Source organism: Streptococcus mitis (assembly GCF_023110375.1).
Lineage (GTDB): Bacteria > Bacillota > Bacilli > Lactobacillales > Streptococcaceae > Streptococcus > Streptococcus mitis_CI.
The window spans coordinates 377,561-398,046 of sequence record NZ_JALDVV010000001.1; the positions used below are offsets into that span (position 1 = coordinate 377,561).

Annotated in this window: 17 protein-coding genes and 1 other annotated feature; all 17 genes read right to left on the reverse strand. The window is 40.2% G+C overall.

Annotation, left to right across the window (positions count from 1 at the left end):
* Positions 1 to 2: 2 nt before the first annotated feature.
* A complete protein-coding gene (gene cpoA / locus M1G12_RS01745) occupies positions 3 to 1,046 on the reverse strand; it encodes an alpha-galactosylglucosyldiacylglycerol synthase (RefSeq protein WP_004254610.1) in 1,044 nt (347 codons plus the stop codon).
* A gap of 115 nt (positions 1,047 to 1,161) precedes the next feature.
* Positions 1,162 to 1,491, reverse strand: coding sequence for a metal-sulfur cluster assembly factor (locus M1G12_RS01750; RefSeq protein WP_000331925.1), 330 nt, complete (start codon positions 1,489 to 1,491; stop codon positions 1,162 to 1,164).
* A gap of 14 nt (positions 1,492 to 1,505) precedes the next feature.
* On the reverse strand, positions 1,506 to 2,615 hold the full coding sequence (gene rpoD, locus M1G12_RS01755; protein ID WP_000201903.1) for an RNA polymerase sigma factor RpoD: 1,110 nt from the start codon (positions 2,613 to 2,615) through the stop codon (positions 1,506 to 1,508).
* A gap of 2 nt (positions 2,616 to 2,617) precedes the next feature.
* Complete coding sequence (gene dnaG, locus M1G12_RS01760) at positions 2,618 to 4,378, reverse strand: DNA primase (protein WP_247949299.1); 1,761 nt, start codon at positions 4,376 to 4,378, stop codon at positions 2,618 to 2,620.
* Positions 4,379 to 4,573: 195 nt separating this feature from the next.
* Positions 4,574 to 5,332, reverse strand: coding sequence for an ABC transporter ATP-binding protein (locus M1G12_RS01765; RefSeq protein WP_084865067.1), 759 nt, complete (start codon positions 5,330 to 5,332; stop codon positions 4,574 to 4,576).
* Positions 5,329 to 6,195, reverse strand: a complete 867-nt coding sequence (locus M1G12_RS01770) for an ABC transporter permease (RefSeq protein WP_247930266.1) — start codon at positions 6,193 to 6,195, stop codon at positions 5,329 to 5,331. The genes M1G12_RS01765 and M1G12_RS01770 overlap by 4 nt, the downstream gene beginning before the upstream one ends.
* A 75-nt stretch (positions 6,196 to 6,270) precedes the next feature.
* Entirely contained in the window at positions 6,271 to 7,266 is a 996-nt protein-coding gene (gene trpX, locus M1G12_RS01775; RefSeq protein WP_247949300.1) for a tryptophan ABC transporter substrate-binding protein, read from the reverse strand.
* Between the two features lie 217 nt (positions 7,267 to 7,483).
* Positions 7,484 to 7,701: a binding site (T-box leader), on the reverse strand.
* A gap of 96 nt (positions 7,702 to 7,797) precedes the next feature.
* The gene (gene ppc, locus M1G12_RS01780) at positions 7,798 to 10,494 is read right to left on the reverse strand and encodes a phosphoenolpyruvate carboxylase (protein ID WP_247949301.1); all 2,697 of its coding nucleotides are present in this window, start codon (positions 10,492 to 10,494) and stop codon (positions 7,798 to 7,800) included.
* A 24-nt stretch (positions 10,495 to 10,518) separates the two neighbouring features.
* Positions 10,519 to 11,742, reverse strand: coding sequence for a cell division peptidoglycan polymerase FtsW (ftsW, locus tag M1G12_RS01785; RefSeq protein ID WP_203180642.1), 1,224 nt, complete (start codon positions 11,740 to 11,742; stop codon positions 10,519 to 10,521).
* 160 nt (positions 11,743 to 11,902) lie between these two features.
* A complete protein-coding gene (gene prsA / locus M1G12_RS01790; RefSeq protein ID WP_045597054.1) occupies positions 11,903 to 12,841 on the reverse strand; it encodes a peptidylprolyl isomerase PrsA in 939 nt (312 codons plus the stop codon).
* Positions 12,842 to 12,907: 66 nt separating this feature from the next.
* The gene (locus tag M1G12_RS01795; protein ID WP_237446910.1) at positions 12,908 to 13,621 is read right to left on the reverse strand and encodes an O-methyltransferase; all 714 of its coding nucleotides are present in this window, start codon (positions 13,619 to 13,621) and stop codon (positions 12,908 to 12,910) included.
* A 1-nt stretch (position 13,622) separates the two neighbouring features.
* Complete coding sequence (gene pepF, locus M1G12_RS01800; protein ID WP_247949302.1) at positions 13,623 to 15,425, reverse strand: oligoendopeptidase F; 1,803 nt, start codon at positions 15,423 to 15,425, stop codon at positions 13,623 to 13,625.
* An 18-nt stretch (positions 15,426 to 15,443) separates the two neighbouring features.
* On the reverse strand, positions 15,444 to 16,397 hold the full coding sequence (locus tag M1G12_RS01805) for a competence protein CoiA (RefSeq protein ID WP_247949303.1): 954 nt from the start codon (positions 16,395 to 16,397) through the stop codon (positions 15,444 to 15,446).
* 72 nt (positions 16,398 to 16,469) lie between these two features.
* A complete protein-coding gene (gene tehB, locus M1G12_RS01810; RefSeq protein ID WP_033684997.1) occupies positions 16,470 to 17,330 on the reverse strand; it encodes an SAM-dependent methyltransferase TehB in 861 nt (286 codons plus the stop codon).
* 14 nt (positions 17,331 to 17,344) lie between these two features.
* Positions 17,345 to 17,812, reverse strand: coding sequence for an SsrA-binding protein SmpB (smpB, locus tag M1G12_RS01815; protein WP_001051750.1), 468 nt, complete (start codon positions 17,810 to 17,812; stop codon positions 17,345 to 17,347).
* Entirely contained in the window at positions 17,775 to 20,129 is a 2,355-nt protein-coding gene (gene rnr, locus M1G12_RS01820; protein ID WP_000654876.1) for a ribonuclease R, read from the reverse strand. The genes smpB and rnr overlap by 38 nt, the downstream gene beginning before the upstream one ends.
* Positions 20,130 to 20,229: 100 nt before the next feature.
* On the reverse strand, positions 20,230 to 20,463 hold the full coding sequence (gene secG / locus M1G12_RS01825; RefSeq protein WP_000282517.1) for a preprotein translocase subunit SecG: 234 nt from the start codon (positions 20,461 to 20,463) through the stop codon (positions 20,230 to 20,232).
* Between the last annotated feature and the right edge of the window lie 23 nt (positions 20,464 to 20,486).

Consider the following 20,486-nt stretch of genomic DNA (forward strand, 5'->3'; position numbering starts at 1 on the left):
TTTTACTTTCTCCCTAAAGCGGCTTGTTTCTCATAAAAGTCCAACCAGATTTGTAACAGATGCTCTTCTGAATACTCTCTAGAAATATTCTTAGCTTTTTCTTTCAAATCTTTTAAAGCAGCAGGATTCGCTTGATATTCCAGAATAGCTTCTTTCATCTCTTCTCTGTCTGCTGTAGCCCGATAATTGCCCTCCAAAATTACCTTATAAAGATCTAAATCACGCAACATAATCGGAGCTTCACAACTGGCAGCTTCTAGGATAGTCATAGGAAAGAGTTCATTGTAACTAGGAAGCAAGAAAAGATCCGCTAGGGCATACAATTCGCGCATCCGCTCTGGCGATACAATACCTGGAAAAATCAAATTTTTAGGGGGATTTTCCATGATTTTCTTGTAGCGTTCATAACCATCTGTCATACCACCAAAAGAGAAACCACCTGCCCAGATAAAGGTAATTTGCGGCAATTCCTCAGCCAGACGGATAAAATCGTCAATCCCTTTGCGTTTCTGAACTTGACCAGCACCTACTACGATAAACTGATTGTCACTAAGACCTAGCTCTGTACGCAGTCTCGCTACCTCTTCCTGTGGAAGCGGATGCCATTTTTCCTTGTTGACAAAGTTAGGGATATAGGTCACTTTTTCACGTGGAATACCAGCTGCCACTAAATCCTCAATAAACATAGGATTGACCACCACCAAGTGCTCCATCCGGTTGTAAAAAGAAAATACATAGCGTTTCACAATTCCCTTTATGAAAAATGGAATTTTCAAACTCCCCTCGAGTGTATCAGGTAAGAAATGCACATAGCCAATTTTCCTTCCTGATCGTTTCTTCTGGAATGTTGATAAATAATAGGGGAGATCAATTGTATGAAAGTGAGTCACATCTGCCTCTATTGGAAGATTTTCTGTAACAATCAATTGGTCCTTGGCATCACGGTGAAGAAGACGAACTAATTCACGGTAAGCACCTGAAACTCCTTGTCCTGCTACTTTCTCACTTGAACTCAACATATTGATGCGTAATTTCTTTTTTTCCATAACTACTATTATATCATTTTCTTTGAATAAAATCAGCAAAAGAAAGGAGAGACTAGAGGAAAAGAGGGGGAAATTTCCTCGCTTTTCCAATAATCTCTCACATGTTTTTATTTGTTTACTTAATGCCTAGGGCAATACGTGCATAGCGACTCATTTTTTCAACAGTCCAGGCTGGATACCAAACTAATTTGACCTCAGTATCCGTTACTTCTGGAACCTCTGTCATAGCATCATAAATCTGGTCTGTCAAAAGGTCTGCTAGAGGACAACCCATGGTTGTCAAAGTCATATCAATCTCTGTTTGTCCTGTGTCACCGTCAAAACGAATTTCATAGATCAAACCAAGATTGACAATATCGATTCCCAACTCAGGGTCAATAACTTCTTCCAAGGCTGATAAAATTCGTGTTTTGATGTTTTCAATTTGCTCTTCTGTATAAGCCATATTCATCCTCACTCTTAGTCTTCAATAAAATCACGAAGCGGTTTGCTGCGACTTGGTTGGCGTAGTTTTCTCAAAGCTTTAGCTTCAATCTGACGGATACGCTCGCGAGTCACGTTAAAGACTTTACCCACATCTTCAAGGGTACGCATTTTACCATCATCTAGCCCAAAACGCAGACGCAAAACATTTTCTTCACGGTCTGTAAGAGTATCCAAGACCTCATCCAACTGCTCACGCAAGACGATACGAGTTGTATAGTCCACTGGATTTTCAATCACTTCATCTTCGATAAAGTCCCCAAGGTGGCTATCATCCTCTTCACCGATTGGAGTTTCAAGGGATACCGGTTCTTGGGCAATCTTCAAGATTTCACGAACCTTGTCAGGGGTCATATCCATACGTTCAGCGATTTGTTCTGGTGTTGGATCTTGTCCCAATTCTTGAAGGAGGTTACGCTGTTCACGAACCAATTTATTGATGGTTTCAACCATGTGAACTGGGATACGGATGGTACGAGCTTGATCCGCAATAGCACGAGTGATAGCCTGACGAATCCACCAAGTTGCGTAAGTTGAAAACTTGAACCCTTTAGAATAATCAAACTTGTCAACCGCCTTCATCAAGCCCATATTTCCTTCTTGAATCAAGTCAAGGAACTGCATACCACGACCAACATAGCGTTTAGCAATAGAAACAACCAAACGAAGGTTGGCTTCCGCAAGACGTTGTTTGGCTTCGATATCACCAGCTTCAACAGCAAGCGCCAATTCTTTTTCCTCTTCATTGGTCAAGAGAGGTACGACCCCGATTTCTTTCAAGTACATACGGACAGGGTCATTAACCTTAGCCGAAGTTGAACCAATCAAGTCCTCATCACTGAGTTCTGGCTCTTCTTCAGTGCTAAGAACACGCGCACTTGGATTTCCTTCGTTATCTGTGATAGAAATCCCTGCATCCTGAATTCGTTGCAAGAGATCTTCAATCCCATCAGCATCCAAGGTAAAAGGAATCACCAGACTTGCATTAATTTCATCATCAGTTGCTGTCCCTTTTTGTTTATGATTACGGATAAATTCTGCTACTTGTACATCAAATGTTGTTACTTCTTTTTGTTTTGTTGCCATTATTACTCCATTCTTCTCTTTTGGGAAATTAAACGTTCCAATTCTTCTAGGGCTGTGTCTGTATCTCCTACATGGCTCGCTTCCTGCACCTTCTTTTTGATTCTCATATTGTCCTGATTCAAGAGAGCCTTGTTTCGAGTCATTTCTACTTCACTAAGTTCCTGAGGTGACATCTCAGCAGGCAAATCCTGAGCTAAGACTTGGTACCAAGCTCTTTCAACTTCATCTGTCTGTTCTGCTAAAACTTCCGGAGGAAGATTTCCATACTGGCCAAGCAAGTCATATAAGACCTGAAATTCAGGTGTGTCAAATGCAAAGTCTTCCCTTAAACGGTAATCGTTCAAAACAAGAGGAGATTCCATCATTCGATAAAGTAGATGAGCTTCTGCTCTCATAATAGCTGATAACTGCTTGGTGACAGGCATAGTGATTGACGTCGGTCTGGAAATACCTTCCATGCGATTCTGCCTTTGTGCCTGACGACTCTCATTAACAATCTGCTCAATCTGGGCATAATCAAAGGACGCCAGACTGTCAGCTAAAATATGTATATAGCTGTTTTGAGCAGTAATAGATTTTTCTTGAACAATCAAGGGAGCTATTTTTTCAATAAACTCAATCTGTGCCTGCAGATTTTCACTGTTTTCAGGTTTGTACTGGTGAATGTAAAACTCAATCGGACTAATACGAGTTTTCGTTAACAGATAGGCCAAGTCTTCTGGTCCATTTTTTTGTAGATACTCATCTGGATCCAAGTTATCAGGCATGCTGACGATTTGCACAGGCATATCACCAATTTCGTCCAGCGCTTTCAATGTCGCGGCTTGCCCAGCCTTATCACCATCATAAACAAGAACCAACTTCTTGGTTAACCTTTTTAGATGCTCAACATGCTCACGACTTAAGGCCGTTCCCATAGACGCCACAGCATTTTCGATTCCAGCACGATAGGCTGCAATGACATCCATGAATCCTTCCATCAGATAAATCTCACTGGTTTTTCCAGAAGATTTTTTAGCCCTATCCATATGATATAATTCGTAACTTTTGTTAAAAATTGCAGTCGATCGGCTATTTTTATACTTAGAAGTTTGTGAATCCGTTTTCTGCCAGATACGACCTGAGAAGGCAATAACCTTTCCCTGGTCATTTGTCAGGGGAAACATAATCCGATTGTGAAAGGTATCTACAAATTGATTAGCATCCGAGAGATAAAACAGTCCTGAATCTAGGAAATCCTCATCCCGATACTGACCAGACAAACGTTGATAGAGATAGTTTCGTTCTGGAGGTGCTAAACCAATCCGAAAATGCTTGAGCACTTCATCTGTCAAACCACGCTGATAAAGGTAGTTTCTGGCCTCTTCCCCCATGGTCGTTGTCATGAGAATAGCATGATAAAATTTGGCAGCATCTTCGTGCATATCATAAAGAGCTTGGTGGGGTGAAGCTGATTTCTGTTCACTATAAAGCGGTTTTTCTACCTCTATCCCGACACGCTCTCCTAAGAGCTGGACAGCCTCCATAAAGGGAACCCTTTGGTACTCCTCGATGAACTTAAAGACATCACCTGAGCGACCACAACCAAAACAGTGGTAAAACTGCTTGTCCTCTACAACGTTGAAAGAAGGTGTTTTTTCACCATGAAAAGGACAGAGCCCTAGATAGTTCCGTCCTGCCTTTTGTAAAGAAATCACATCTCCTATGACTTCCACAATGTTGGCATTGTTTTTGATTTCTTCAATGACTTGTTTGTCAACCATACACAATACCTCCATGTTATCATAGTTTCACGTAAACTAGTATAACTTATTTCTGAAAAAAAGTAAACCATTTCATACGCTTTCCGTAATTCTCTTTGCCTATTTTTCTAAATAGAAAATAAAGTTAAAAAACTCAGAAACACTTCCATGTCTCTAAGTTTTGCTTCTCTATTTTTTAAGGAAAATAAAGTTCAGCTATTCAAATAATTGATAGTAGTCTGAGATTTTCATCTTAGATTTTTCTTCATTATTGAGGTCTTGAATTATACGACCTTCCTTCATGACAATCAGACGATTACCATATTTGAGAGCATCTTCCATATGATGAGTAATCATAAGGGCTGTCAGCTGATCTTTCTTGACAAATTCATCTGTCAACTCCATGAGTGCGACACTTGTCTTTGGATCAAGGGCTGCAGTATGCTCGTCTAACAAGAGTAATTCAGGACGCTTCAAGGTTGCCATCAAGAGACTCAAGGCTTGTCTTTGTCCACCAGATAAGAACTCAATCGGTGTATTCAAGTGTTTCTCAAGACCGTTTCCCACTTTTTCAATAGTTGCCTGAAACTCATCCTTATAGCTAGCCAGACGTCGCGGAAACAGTCCACGCTTTTCACCACGAAACTTGGCAATCAAAAGATTTTCAGCCACCGTCATACGGGGAGCTGTCCCCATCTTGGGATCTTGGAATACTCGAGACAGATACTTAGCCCGCTTCTCTGGTGAAAACTTGGTAACATCTTCACCCAAAATACGGATGGTTCCACTGGTTAAGGATAAGGTTCCTGCAATAGTGTTAAAGAGAGTTGATTTCCCAGCACCATTTCCACCTAAAATCGTGATAAAGTCCTGTTCAAAAATTTCTAACGAAACATCATTTAAAATAATCTTTTCTTCATCAAAGCCATTTTTAACAACTTTGGTTGCATTTTTTAATTCTACAATTGCTGTCATTTGCTTAATTTGGCTCCTTTCAAGATTGTTTGCTTAAATGTTGGAATCATGAGGCAAACTGCTAAAATCACGGCGCTGTACAAACGAAGGTAACTTGTATTAAAGCCAAGCGCAATAACTGCCCACACTAAGAATTGATAGGCGATAGAACCCACAACGATGGCAACCAGACGTTCTGCCAAGCTCAAACTCTTGAAAATAACTTCTCCAATAATCAAACTTGCAAGCCCCACAACGATAACTCCGATTCCTCGAGATACATCGGCATACCCTTCTTGCTGAGCAATGAGGGCACCTGCAAGGGCAATCACACCATTTGATAAGACCAAGCCCATGAGCTCCATGCGTCCAGTATGAATTCCAAAACTTCTAGCCATATCAGGATTGTCACCTGTAGCAATATAGGCCTGTCCGAGTTTGGTATCCAAGAAAAAGAGCATGAGAGCAATAACAAGACTGACAAAGATAAGACCTGTCAAAAGTTGGTTCAAATCTGAATCAAAAGGCAAAACATCCTGTATTTGCTTGGTTCCAAGCAATCCTAAATTTGCACGCCCCATAATCAAGAGCATGATAGAGTGACAGGAAGTCATCACCAAAATCCCTGAGAGCAAGGTTGGGATCTTCCCTTTTGTATAAAGAAGGCCCGCTGCCATTCCAGCCAAACAACCAGCTCCAACAGCAACAAGTGTCGCTAAAAAGGGATTCACGCCTTTGGTTATCAAAGTGACAGCAACAGCTCCCCCAAGAGGGAAGGAACCTTCTGTCGTCATATCTGGAAAGTTTAAAATCCTAAATGTCATAAAGATCCCCAGACCTAAAATAGCCCAGACAAATCCTTGAGAAATAATAGATAATACCATCTGTTTCTTAACCTTTTCTATATGATGTCTATTGTAAAAAATTGGAGGAGATGTCCCCAACTCCTCCATTACAGATTATTCAATTACTTGTCCTGCTTCTTTAAGAACAGATTCAGGAATCGTAATACCTAGCTCTTGTGCCAGTTTTTTGTTGATTACTGACTTACCAGTTGAAAAGACATTGACTGGAGTATCAGCTGGTTTTGCACCTTTCAAAACTTGAGCAATCATTTTACCTGTTGCCACACCAAGGTCATGTTGGTCAACTACAACTGATGCCAAACCACCAGCTTCTACCATGGCAGTCGCACTTGGGTAGATTGGTTTTTTAGCTGATTGGTTGCTTGAAACAACAGTTGAGAAGGCTGAAGCAATTGTGTTGTCGATTGGAACCCAGATAGCATCGACCTTGCTAGTCATAACGTTAACTGTTGAAGCAATTTCATTTGTTGAAGGAACTGCAAATGTTTCCACTGTCAAACCTGCTTTTTCAGCATAAGCCTTAAATTCTTCTACCTGTGTTTTTGAATTATCTTCGCTGCTTGAGTAAAGGGCTCCGATTGTTTTCACATTTGGTGTCAAAGCTTTGATGAGTTCAACTTGTTGTTGAGCTGGGTTGTGGTCAGATACCCCTGTAATGTTGCCACCTGGTTTTTTCAAATCTTTGACCAAGTTAGCTCCGATTGGGTCTGTAATAGCAGCCATGATAACCGGTAGTTCTTTTGTGGCACTAGCCAAACCTTGAGCAGCTGGTGTTGCGATACCAACAACCAAGTCATTCCCATTTGCAACCAATTGTTTACTCATTGTCGCAACCTTACTTTGGTCGCCTTCTGAGTTCATAAAGTCAATCTTCAACTGATCATCTTTATAACCTTCTTCTGCAAGTCCATCTTGAATCCCTTTATAAATCAAGTCAAGAGATGGATGGCTCACAAACTGAAGGACACCAACTTTGGCAATTTTCTTTTCATTTTTAGCTTCTGGTTTATTCATTGAAGAGTAAATCAGACTTCCTGCTACTAAGACTGCTAATGCAGCGATAATTCCAATTAAACGTTTATTTTTCATTCTTTTTCTCCTTTTTATTTCCTTTAAAATACTTCACTTATCTAATAATCTTCGAAAATCTCTTCAAACCACGTCAGCGTCGCCTTACCGTACTCAAGTACAGCTTGCGGCTAGCTTCCTAGTTTGCTTTTTGATTTTCATTGAGTATAAACAAGTGACGCCATCGTTTTCTTTCCATACTAACCTCCATCAAAAAAGTCCTCACACAAAAAACTTGTGTGAGGACGTCGATGCGCGGTACCACCTCAATTATAGGGAATTTCCCTATCGCTCTGTCTCGCAATAACGAGATGCACTGTAAGGTGTGCTCACCGAATTTTTATGATTTCAAATTCTAAATAACATTCAGCCCAATTTTCATCATCGCCACTTATCTGTTTTCAGCTACCACAGACTCTCTAAAAAGTTTGAATGATTACTTTTCTGAATGGTTAAATTATATCATTTTTCAACTACTTGTCAAGACTCTTTTAGCATTTTTTTGAAAGATTCAAAAACTTCCCCTATAGAAAAGAGGAAGTTTGAAAGACATCAGCCCGAATTACGCAATCCTGTCGCAATTCCGTTGATGGTTGTATGGATTAATTTTTCTTGATCGCTTGATAATTCTCCTCGGCGTTGACGTTTAATCAACTCCAACTGGATATAGTTGAGAATATTAAAGTAAGGCATACGATAATCCAAACTTGCTTTTAGATATGGATTTTCAGCCAAGAGTTCATCGTAACCTTCGATAGCCAAGATGACTTCCTTGGTGACTTGCCATTCATTTAGAATAGTCTCATAGATTGCTTTTACTTCTTCATCCTCACACAGTTTGGCATATTCAAAAGCAATATTCATATTTGATTTTGACAAGACCATGTCGACATTTGAAAGAAGCGATTGGAAGAAAGGCCAATTTTGGTACATATCTCGTAAGATAGCAATATTCTCTGGATTTTTATCGATAAATTCCTTGAAGCTTGAACCAACTCCATACCATCCAGGGAACATGACGCGACTTTGCGACCATGAGAATACCCAAGGGATAGCTCGCAAACCACCGATTTCAGTAATAGTCTTACGAGCGGCTGGACGAGAACCAATATTAAAGCTTGAAATAGCCTTGATTGGACTTGACTCGAAGAAATAATCATAGAAATGATCATTACCAAAGACCAAATCACGGTAGATATCGTAACTACGGTCCACCACTTGGTCCATAATAGCTTCGTAACGATTTGAGGTGTTGGTATCGCTCTTCTTCTGAGTAATCATACGGTTAATGGCCGCCGAAACCAACATTTCAAGGTTATAGTAAGCTGCGTCTTTATTACCGTATTTATTGCCAATTACTTCACCCTGCTCCGTCAAACGGATACGATCCTTGATTGACTTGAGCGGTTGAGATGTGATGGCTTCATAGGTTGGTCCACCACCACGACCGACAGTCCCACCACGGCCATGGAAGAAGGTAACCTTAACGCCAAATTCATCTCCAATAGCAGTCAATTGTTGTTGAGCCTTGTAGAGGGTCCAACATGATGATAGGTAGCCACCATCTTTATTACTATCAGAGTAGCCAAGCATGATTTCTTGGTAGTTATTACGTGAAGCAATCCATTTCTTAGCAAGAGGAAGAGAAAGGTATTCTCTCATGGTTTCTTCTGAGTGGTCCAAGTCCTCAATTGTTTCAAAGAGAGGAACAATTTGGACACGGGCTCTTTCTTTATCAACTAACCCTACTTCTTTTAGCAAGATAGCCAATTCCAACATGTCTGATACGCTGGTTGCATGTGAAATGATGGTCTGACGAATGACATCATCTCCCAACTTATCTTTCAACTTACGGGCAGCCTTAAAGATTGCTAATTCTTTTTCAAGTAACTCTGATTTTTCAACATGAGTGGCAGAAAGAATACGCGGATCTTCTTCCAATTCTTTCAAGAGAAGCTGGCATTTTTCTTCTTCACCTAGTTCACTATAATGCGAATGAATACCAGCTGATTTCAAGAGTTCAGCTACACAGGCTTCATGAACACTAGAATCTTGACGCATGTCAATAGATGCCAAATAGAAACCAAAAATTTCAACTGCCTGAATTAACTCAACAAAATCACCAGAAATCAGTGCTTCGCCCTTATTTTCTAAAAGGGAATCACGAATAGTAATTAAATCCTTATAAAAACCATTAGCTGTTTCATAGCGAGCCCCAACTTCCTTATCCTCAATCAGATAGGTTTTTGTTGCTTGGATTTTTGATTGAATATCAAACAAGGCACGACGGTAAAGCTCTTTTTCACGATAAATCGAGTTATCCTTGGATTGACGAGCCATTTCTCTGACTTGCTTGCTCACATTGACAATACTGGTTGAGAGAGAGAATTCACGATAAAGTTGGTAAATCTTTTCATCATAGTAGTTCATGATGACTTCACACTGAGTCATAGCAGATTGTTTCAAGGTATCTGCTGTAACAAAGGGATTCCCATCACGGTCTCCACCAATCCACATTCCCATGGTAATTGGTTTAGGATGTTTTAACTCCAAGCCATGTTTTTTAGCCAGACGCTTGTACTCAGCAGTCAAATGAGGAACTGCCTTCAAGAATGAGCTATTGTAGTATTCCATTACATTCGTGATTTCATTGGTTACTTTCAATTTCTTTTCACGAATCATATCTGTCTGCATGATAATCTCAATGTAACGACGGAGATCATTATGCCATTTTTCCTTATTAATCAAACCTAATTTCACATCACGGTACTTACGCAAGAGGGTATGGATATGGTTAGTCAAATCCAACATACTCTTACGTTGCACTTGTGTTGGATGGGCTGTCAAAACAGGGACAACATTCAAGTGTTCTAGAATTTCAACCGCGTTTTCTTTTTCCGCAACCATTTTGATCGTTGCTGATAATTTACCAAGATAATCTTGATCGATATTATTTTGATGGTTGATTTCATAGGCTAAATCCACGTCTTCAGAAATATTAATCAAAAGAGGCAAGATAGAGAAATAGCGTGAAATATAAGCCATTTCATCATTTGTCAGACTAGTAACTAATTGGTTCAAACCTTGATAATCTTCTTGAGTTGACAATTCCTTCAACTGCATGATTTTTTCAAAAGTCTCTGGGGCAAGCATATTTTTAGTGATATCTTCTAACAATTCTGTTAAAATCAATACTTCTTCTTGCACGACAGCTTTATTACTATAGTTTTCTAATTTTTGAAGAGACATAGGTAATCCTTTCCACTCTCAGCTCTACATATAGTTTGATGAGTGAGCTTCTAACTCCTCATATAATTGGGCACGTTTTTCACTTGCATCAATATTTAAGACAAAGGCGATGGCTACAGACAAGACTAGGAGACTGTTCCCTCCTTGTGATAAGAAGGGGAAGGTTACTCCTGTCGAAGGAATAATGCCAGAAATTCCACCGATATTGACAAATACCTGTACCAGCATCATCCCCCCAACCCCAATCGCCATCATAGAATTAAAGGGATTCTTAGCACGAATACCGACTAGGATAATTCGTAAAATCAGGAAAAAGACAAGTGCTAAAATCAAGCTGGCTCCCACAAATCCAAACTCTTCAATAACAATTGAAAATACAAAGTCTGTATGTGCCTCTGGTAAATAACCACGTTTTTCTATTGAATTTCCTAAGCCTAGACCAAACCACCCACCATTTACCATGGCAAAGTAGGAATTTGCAAGTTGGTGGCCTGACCCTGCCAAATCGGCAAAGGGATTAAAGTAGGCACTGAAACGCTTAGCAACGTAACCAAATACTGGAACTTTTGAAAACTTATCAACCCCGATCATAGAGATAGCTGATAAGGATAGGGCTGAAACTCCAAATAATACACCGATAAAGACTATAAACCAACGATGAGCAATTCCACTAACTGTATACATAATCAAGGCGACAAGAACTAGGATGGTAGCATTCCCCAAATCTGGGAAAATAGCTAAACTTCCTATCATTACTAGTAGGACGAAGCGCCAATCATTAAAAGCACGAGGAATCCATTGATTTTGAGTTAAAACTTGAAAATCGTAAATCCCAATTTCATCCTGTTGTTTTGAAAAACGTTGGGCCAAGTACCAGACGATGATAATCTTCAAATACTCTGCTGGCTGAATGGTCAACGGTCCTACTGAAATCCAACCATAGGCTCCATTGACTGGCGTACCAATTAAGCGAGCCAGAGCCAAAAGAATCAGCTCAACAAACATAACAATAAATAAGAGTCGTTCTTTTCTTAAAAAATTCAATTTCAGCTTATATATCAAGGCAATCAATATTAAACTAAGTATCCAAAACATTCCCTGACTTCGAACCAATTGGAGGGCACTTTTACCTTCTTCGATAAGAATAGCACTGGTTGTAGAATAAACTACAATCAAGCCCAAAATAGATAAAAGCAAGTAAGGAACTAGAATAGAATAGTTTAACAGGTGCCTCTTACTAATCTTCATAGTATCACCAATCTAATGAGAACAAAAGAAATTATTCCCAAATTCCGTTTATTTTCTAGTTTTGATTGCTATTATACCATTTTTTCCGAAAGAAAAAAACTCTTACCCTCAAGATAGAAGATTTTCTCATAAGAAAAAGAGCACTTGGCTCTTTTCTGTTTTATTCTTTTGAAGAACTGCTTGAGCTTGAATCTCCACCACCGATGTATTGAGTAAAGATATTTTGGAAGGCTTGGTCTTTAACCTTGATGTTGGCTGCTTGCAATTCTTTTCCGATAATGCTTTGAACAAATGATGCGTCATTTTGTTTTTGAGTCAAGATAACAGTTTTCAATTTTTCTTTGTAGTCATCGATATTAGATGATTTTTCTGTTTTCTTAATGAGTTTCACAATGTAATATTGGCTACTGTAGGCTTGTGTTCCAGTAACACTAATTACATCAGAAACACCATTTACATCTAAAGCAAAAGCTGCTTTCTTAACTTGATCTGGTACTTCTGTTGAAGCTGAATCAAAAGTGATTTCTCCACCATTCGCTTTAGTTTTCTCATCTGTTGAATTATCTTTGGCTAATTGAGCAAAGTCTGCATCACTAGCCTTGGCTTTTTCGAGGACTTCTTTCGCTTTATCCTCATTATCAAGACGGATAATTTGAGCAGTCACATCTGGAGTGTATTCGTCAAAGGCCTTCTTGTAAGCATCATCTGTCAATTCAGCTTCTGCTGCTTTCTTAACTGCCAACTCAACCAATTTACTTGTACGAATTTGAGCTTTACGTGTTTCAAGAGTCATTCCTGCTTGCGATAAGACACGTTGGTAGTTCTCACCATATTGTTTCTCTTCTTCGGCAATAGTATCGTTGACTTCTTTGTCATCTACTTCTGAGCCATATTGCTTCTCAAATACTTTTTGGATGGTCATGTTCAACAACACTTGTTGAGCTGAAGGATTGCTTTTCACTTGCTCATAAAATTGATGTTCTGTGATGACATCCCCTTTCATGCTGATAAGATCTGCCCCTTCTGAACCTTTCGAACAAGCTGCTAAAGTTGCTACTGATAATAGTGTAATGGCACCTGCCAATAGTTTTTTCTTCATGTCTACTCCTTTGAGATAAGTGTTACCCTATCTATTTTACTATATTTTCTTAAATTTTTCTGAAAATCATTCGCTGTCAGGCAATTGAACATCTGCTACATTTTTACGAAGCATGAGAATGCCATCTCCCAGAGGTACTAGTGTTGCGGTGAGTCCTGGATTGTCTAAGGTTGCATCAAATAGTCTTTGAAGTCCTCTGTAAATAGTTCGCTGACCTCGACGAACTTCCATAATATCCTTGGCAACATCACCACCTTGGAAAATATCATCCAAGACGACCACACCTCCAACGACCAAATGTTTGAGGATTTCTGGCAGAAAGACGATGTATTTAGACTTGGCAGAATCCATAAAGACGAAATCATAGGACTCTGTCAAGGTAGATAAGACATCTACCGCATCTCCTTCTAGGAGTGTAATTTGCTTGCGACTGTCAAACTGGGCGAAATTTTCCTTGGCAAATCCAATCATTTCTGGATTGCGGTCAATGGTTGTAATCTTGGCCTTTGGAGCATGGTCTGCCATCAAGAGGGCTGAAAAACCGATGGCCGTCCCAATTTCCAGAATGTTTTTAGGTTGTATGGTTTCCATGAGAAAACGGAAATAAGCAACCGTTTCATGGGGAATAATGGGAATATTTTCCTTGCGGGCAAAGTCTTCCAATTCTTTCAAAGACCCTGTGACTTGCTTTTGGCGCTGACGCATCAAGTCTACAATTTCTTCCTTGACGACAGGGCGACGCATGTTATGGTTGGCATTTTTACTATACGATTCAACCATCTTATGCCAATCCCAATTTTTCAACAAGGGCTTCAAACTCATTCAAACGACGTTCAAAGACTGCAAAGGCAGCGTTGAGATAGTCTTCCTTCTCCATATCAACACCAGCTTTTCTCATGACATTAAGTGGATAGTCAGACTTACCTGCCTTGAGATAGTCGATATAACGGTCACGGTCTTCTTGACTACCATGAACAATCTTTTCAGCCAAGGCTGAGGCTGCTGCAAAACCTGTTGAATATTGATATACATAGTAGTTATAGTAGAAGTGTGGAATGCGAGCCCACTCGTATTGGATTTCAGGATTGTCTTCCTTACTCAAACCATAATACTCTTGGTTCAAGTCTGCGTAGAGTTTATTTAGGAAATCACTTGTCAAGACTTCACCATTTTGATCCGCTTGGTGAATCGCGTGTTCAAACTCAGCAAATTGAGTTTGGCGGAAAACTGTTCCACGGAAACCATCTAGGAAGTTATTGAGAATAGCAAAGCGCGTTGCATCATCTTCCACTTCTTCCAATAATTTCTCCGTCAAGATATTTTCATTGGTAGTTGATGCAATCTCAGCCAAGAAGATAGAATAATCTCCGTAAACATAAGGCTGAGTTTCACGAGTATAGCTTGAATGCATACTGTGACCTGTTTCATGAACAAGAGTAAAGAGATTGTCTAGATTGTCCTGCCAGTTAAGAAGCATGAAGGCATTTGTATCGTAAGAACCACCAGAGTAAGCCCCTGAACGCTTGCCTTGATTTTCATAAACATCAATCCAACGCTCACTGAAGGCACGTTTAACACGGCTCAAGTAATCCTCACCCAAGACTGACAAAGCATCTTCTGCCTTTTTCAAGGCTTCTTGGTAGGTAAAACTATATTCAACAGATGAAAGCGGTGTGTAGACATCGTACATCTTGAGGTCTGAAATCCCCAAAATCTTTGAACGAAGCTCTAGGTAACGATGCAAGAGTGGCAAATGCTTGCGAACTGCTGCCACCAAATTGTCATAAACACTCTCTGGAACAAAATTGGCTGCTAGGGCTGCATGACGAGCGCTCTTGTAGTTGCGAACTTTGGCACGGTAGTTTTGGACCTTAATATTGGTTTGCAAGGTTTTGGCATAGGTATGTTGAAATTGCTCATAAGTCGCATAAAGGGCTTGATAGGCACCACGGCGAACCTCACGATTTTTAGACTCCATCAAACGTGTGTAAGTCCCATGAGAGAGTTGAACTTCCTTACCATCATCGTCAAGAACATAAGGGAAAACAATATCCGCATTGTCCAAGATAGCAAAGGTTTCACTTGCTGAACCAAAGATTTCTCCAGCTCCAGCCAATAGCTCTTCTTCGCGTTGTGATAGAACGTGATCCTTGCCTTGCAAAAGTTTGTCAAAATAGTGTTGATAAACCTGCAATTTTGGTTGAGCTTCTAAAAAGTCAGCATACTGCTTTTCGCTGATTTCCATAAATTCAGGTTCATAGAATGAAAAAGTTTGGTCTAGCTGGCTGTAGAGAGTCATGGCCTTGGCATAGTACTCCTGATACTTGGCTTCACGCGTGTCTTGGTCATTTTTCATATGTGCATAGACATAAAGTTTTTCAACTTGGCGTTCCAAGTCAAGTGAGAATTCCGTAATCTCAAGCAAACTGTCTGCACTGTCCAAGAGATGCCCCTCATACTGAGATGCTATTTGTACTTTTTCAGTTAAATCTTTCAAGGCTTCTTCCCAAGCCTGGTCAGTTGGGTAAATCGTTGATAAATCCCATGTATCTTTTTCATTTATTTCATGTCTTTGTAATACCATTAGATTCCTCCATCTTTTCTATTCTACCATATTTTTCAAGAAATATTGCTGATAAAAGGCTGGTGGATAGAGCTTTTGCCAATCATTTTGAGAATTTTCTTGGTAATAGGTTTGAAAATACTGATAATAGCTAGTCAAATCTTGCTCAATTTGGCAAAACTCACCTACTAGCGGTCGAATTTGTGGATACCATTCTTTTAGCCCATAAGTCAGGAGATTTTCTCCCTTTTGATAGGCTTCGGCTTGTTCTTTCATCCAAAAAGGATTTTGATAATAGAGTTGTTGTCGGATATAGCGACAGATGTTCTTATCCTCAGACACTGTAAAATGAGATATTTTTTGTTTCTTATAGGGAATACGTAATATCTCCAGTAGCTTACCTTGACCATAGGGAAATTCCTTAATCTGATAATGGAGTTTACCTCGGAGATTTTGATGAATCAGGTATTTGAGTCTTAAAACTTGTTTTTCACTGTCTAATTCCCAAACATAAAAGCCCATGTTTTGACTGAAATAGAGAAAACCTTCTTGCAGACGAGTCAACCGCTCTTTGAGCCAAAGTTTTTCCCCCAGCAACCACAGTACTTGGTAACCCTGACTACGATAGCCCTCACTACGCTCTTTAAGAAGTTTTTGTGACAAGGGACTACACTGAACCTCTAGAGCAAGATGACCATTTACAAATACATCCGCAATCTGTTTAAGCTCTGGAAGAGGGTATTCTAATTGCACCTCTGCCTCTTTTTTCAACCAGTGATAGAGGACTTCCTTATTTGCCAGGTGTTCTGGACTTTCATTTTCAGAGGAAAAATCACAGTCTTTTAAGGTTTTGTGGGCAAAATGGGCCCGGACACTTAGTCCTTGACGCAAACGGAGCTGACCTCCACAAGCTGGGCAGGTGTATGCTTGCTTCTCAAGCTTATCCTCTAACACATTTACCAATTCTCCCCTAGAATCTCTCGCAACAAACATGATTTCCCTCCTTTTCTATATTATTCGTAAAAAAGAAAAAAGATCAGGAAAATTCCTAATCTTCATTCATGTTTATTTGATTTTCTTAGCTAGCATGGTCGCAAAGCGTAGTTGAATACGATTGCCATTCTCATCGCGACGGTGAAGATGGCCAGGATTTTCATTGTACTTAACCAATTCCCAGTCCTTGTAATAGTCTGCCAATTCTCCTTCTTTAAATGTGAATGGGAAGTTCACAGAGCAAGGATAATCCTCCGTGTCCATAGCACAAACGATAAGATTGTAACCACCAACACTGGTTTTCTCCTGCATATTTTGAATAATAGCTGGAATGCGGTCCGCTTGTAGAAACATGAGAACAACTGTTGAAACGATAAAATCATATTCTTTCCCAATACTGGCTGAATTGATATCGTAAAGACCAACAGGCATATCTAGGTCTTCCTGCTCAACAATGCTTTGCAAGATTTCAAGAGATAATTCATTTTGATCTACAGCTGTCACATCAAAACCATTCTGTGCAAGAAAGAGAGAGTTACGGCCCTGACCACAGCCCAAATCCAAGGCTTTCCCTGGTTTTACTGTCTGCATTGCCTCTAGGACCTCTGAATGAACAGGATTGGTATTGTATTTCTTAGGAAAATAATCCTCAGGTTTACAATAAAATTCCAAGTACCATTCTACATCGTCTGTTACAGCCTCCACTCGGTGCCAGGCTTGTGGTTGCGCCATTGGATTGTCAGCCCCTGCTTCAAATAGGTGTTCAGCTAGAACCTCACCATCCTCTGTCAATTCAATAAACTTGAGAGTTCCTTTTAAAACAGTAATCTTGCCCCAAGTCCCAACCTTGGTATTGTGCTTTTGCTGAACAGCCTCTGGCATGGTTTCTTTAGTCCACAAAGGCATGCGTTTATAGGCAACTAGTTTTTCCATCTTCATTCCTCTTTTTATCGCTGATTAACAGCTTTCATAACACGCGCGATGTCGCGGTTTTGCTCACGTCGTTTGATAGACTCCCGTTTATCGTAGTCATGCTTCCCTTTAGCTAGGCCTAAAAGGAGCTTGGCATAGCCATCTTTGATATAGACTTTAAGGGGAACCAGGGTCATTCCTGTTCCTTTAGTCTCTTGTTCCAATTTTTGAATTTGCTTTTTATGGAGTAAGAGTTTTCGACGACGTTCTGGTTCTTGGTTCCAGATATTGCCCTCTTCGTAAGGAGCGATATGAACATTGCTCAGCCATACCTCCCCATTTTTTACTTGGGCAAAGCCATCCTTGAGATTGATTCGAGCTGCTCGTACACTCTTGATTTCAGTTCCAGTCAGGACCATCCCTGCCTCTAGCGTATCTACGATTGTATAGTCGTGACGCGCCTTTTTATTTTGTGCGACGACCTTTCCCTCGCCCTTTGCCATGCTTGGCTCCTTTCTTAGCTACTTCCTTGTAAAAAGGTTTCTTGCCCTTTTTCTTCTTGTCTTTTTGTGAATGCTTGCGCTTATCATTTGAGCGTCCTGATTTTCTCTTGTCTTCCTTCTTATCTGAACGACGATTTGAACCACGCCCTCTGTCTTTGCAACCAGCTTGTTTCAAGCCTTTTTCAATCACATCAAACTCACTTGGGATGTAAGAAAAGTCAATTTCACCCGTCATCTTGTCGGCTCTTTCAACTCGGATACGGATTTGCTGACCTACACGGAAGGTTGTACCCGATTTCTCCCCAAGCAGGGTCAAATCACGTTCATTGAAATGATAAAATTCAGGTAGATTAGTGATGTGAATCAAGCCCTCAACTGTATTCGGCAATTCAACAAAGAGACCAAACTTGACAATACTTGATACAACCGCATCGTATTCTTCGCCTACGTATTCTTCCATATACTCAGCCTTTTTCATGGCTTCGACTTCACGCTCAGCCTCAATGGCACGACGTTCACGGTTGGAAGACTGGGTCGCAATCTCTGGAATCACTTGCTCAAAATGCTCTGCTATTTCCTTAGAACGGCTGTAATCACGAATCATACGGTGAACAAGAAGGTCTGGATAACGACGAATCGGACTGGTAAAGTGAGTGTAATAGTCAGCAGCAAGGCCATAGTGGCCGTGATTGTGCTCCGAATAGCGAGCCTGCTGCATAGAGCGAAGAAGCATCATGGACAATACATCTGCATAAGGTTCCCCCTCAACAGCACGCATGATGTCTTGGAGGGCCTCCTGGCTAATCTCACTGGCAGTCCCATAAATACGCAAGCCAAAACTCGAAGCATAATCAATAAACTTCTGAACTTTTTCAGCCTTAGGCTCCTCGTGAATTCGATAGATGAAAGGTAGATCCAGCTTGCTAAAATGCTCGGCAACTGTTTCATTGGCCATCAGCATAAAGGATTCAATCATGCGCTCAGCAACACCACGCTGACGAAGAACGATATCAACAGGCTTACCTTGCTTATCCACTAAAATCTTAGCTTCATTGGTATCGAAATTGAGGGCACCACGTTTCACACGCATGTTTTCTAAAATTTCATGAAGCTTGGCCATGAGTTCGATACTAGGGACAATTTTCTGATATTCTTGTCTCTTTTCCACGTCGCCAGCTAGAATATCATTAACATCGTTATAGGTCATACGGAAGCTTGTCTTGATTACCGTTTGTGTAATGGTGTAATTGACCACACGACCATGTTTATCAATCTCCATAATGGCAGACTGGGTTAGGCGATCAACTTGAGGATTGAGGGAGCAGATACCATTTGACAGTCGTTCTGGAAGCATTGGGACCACACGGTCTGTCACATAGACAGAAGTTGCACGATTAAGGGCTTCCTTATCAAGGGCAGACCCCTCAGTCACATAGTAGGAAACATCTGCGATGTGAACACCGAGCTCCAAATTCCCATTTTTTAAAGCCTTGATATGCACCGCATCGTCCAAGTCTTTGGCGTCAGCACCGTCAATGGTAAAGGTAATCTCATCTCTTAGATCCAGACGGCCTTCCATATCCTTTTGAGACGGAACATCAGGCACACTTTCTGCTTCCTTGACAACAGCCTCTGGAAATTCTGAGACAATGTCCATAGACTCCAAAACCTCAAGAACATCAATTCCGACATCCGTTGAATGCCCCACCACATCTAGAACACTCGCGACAAAGAAATCATGTTTCTTGCTTGGGTATTTGTCGATAAAGACCTTGAGAACTTCTGTTCCCTCCAGTTTAAGGGCTGGTTTTTTTACATAAATCGGTTGGCTGATTTTCTGATTTTTCGAACGGATGTAGCCAGCATACTTAGGTTTTTCCTGATCTAGAACGATTTGACCGACAACAGTTGTCAAACTGTGTTCTAGGATATCGATAATTTTGGCTTCCGCCGCTGTTCCCTTGTTACGATCAGCGACTTTCTTGATGACAACCTCAACAGTATCGCCATCAATAGCATAGTTGACATCGTTTTTACCTACAAAAAGGTCGTCCTCCTCGCCTTCTAGACTGACAAAACCAAAGCCATTTTTATGGGCATGAAAAATCCCCTTGAGAGTAATCTCATGTTTTTTCTTAACTTCTAAGGTCAGAGTACCATCTTCTTCAAAACGAATCTGGTGCTTTCTTTCCATTAAGGATAAGGTTTTAATCAACTCACGAAAATCCTTGGAACCGTCTTTTCCCAAAGCCTGAGCCAAGTCATTGACAGTTACCTTTCCCTTATCTTGCAAATATTCTTTTATTCTATCTTTCATATTTTCTTTCTAGATTTTTTATTTTCTTTTACTGTAAAACCTTCTCAAACATCATTTAAAAATAAAAAGAGGCAAAGACCTAGTCCTGCCCATTATTTTCTTATCTACTTGATAATACCGTCAATGCTAAGGCAATGGCTAGCCAGAAAAAGACTAAAATCCCTGTCAAACGCTGCATTACAGCCTCAAAACCGCGTGCTTTACTGCGTTCAAACAAATCACCTGAGCTGGCATCAAATACATTGCTGGATTGGTTTTTAGTTGGTTGCATGAAAATAGCAATTACAATCACAACAGATAATACTAATAAAATGGTTAATAATAGGTTATACATATCAAACTCCTTAAAATCCCTAT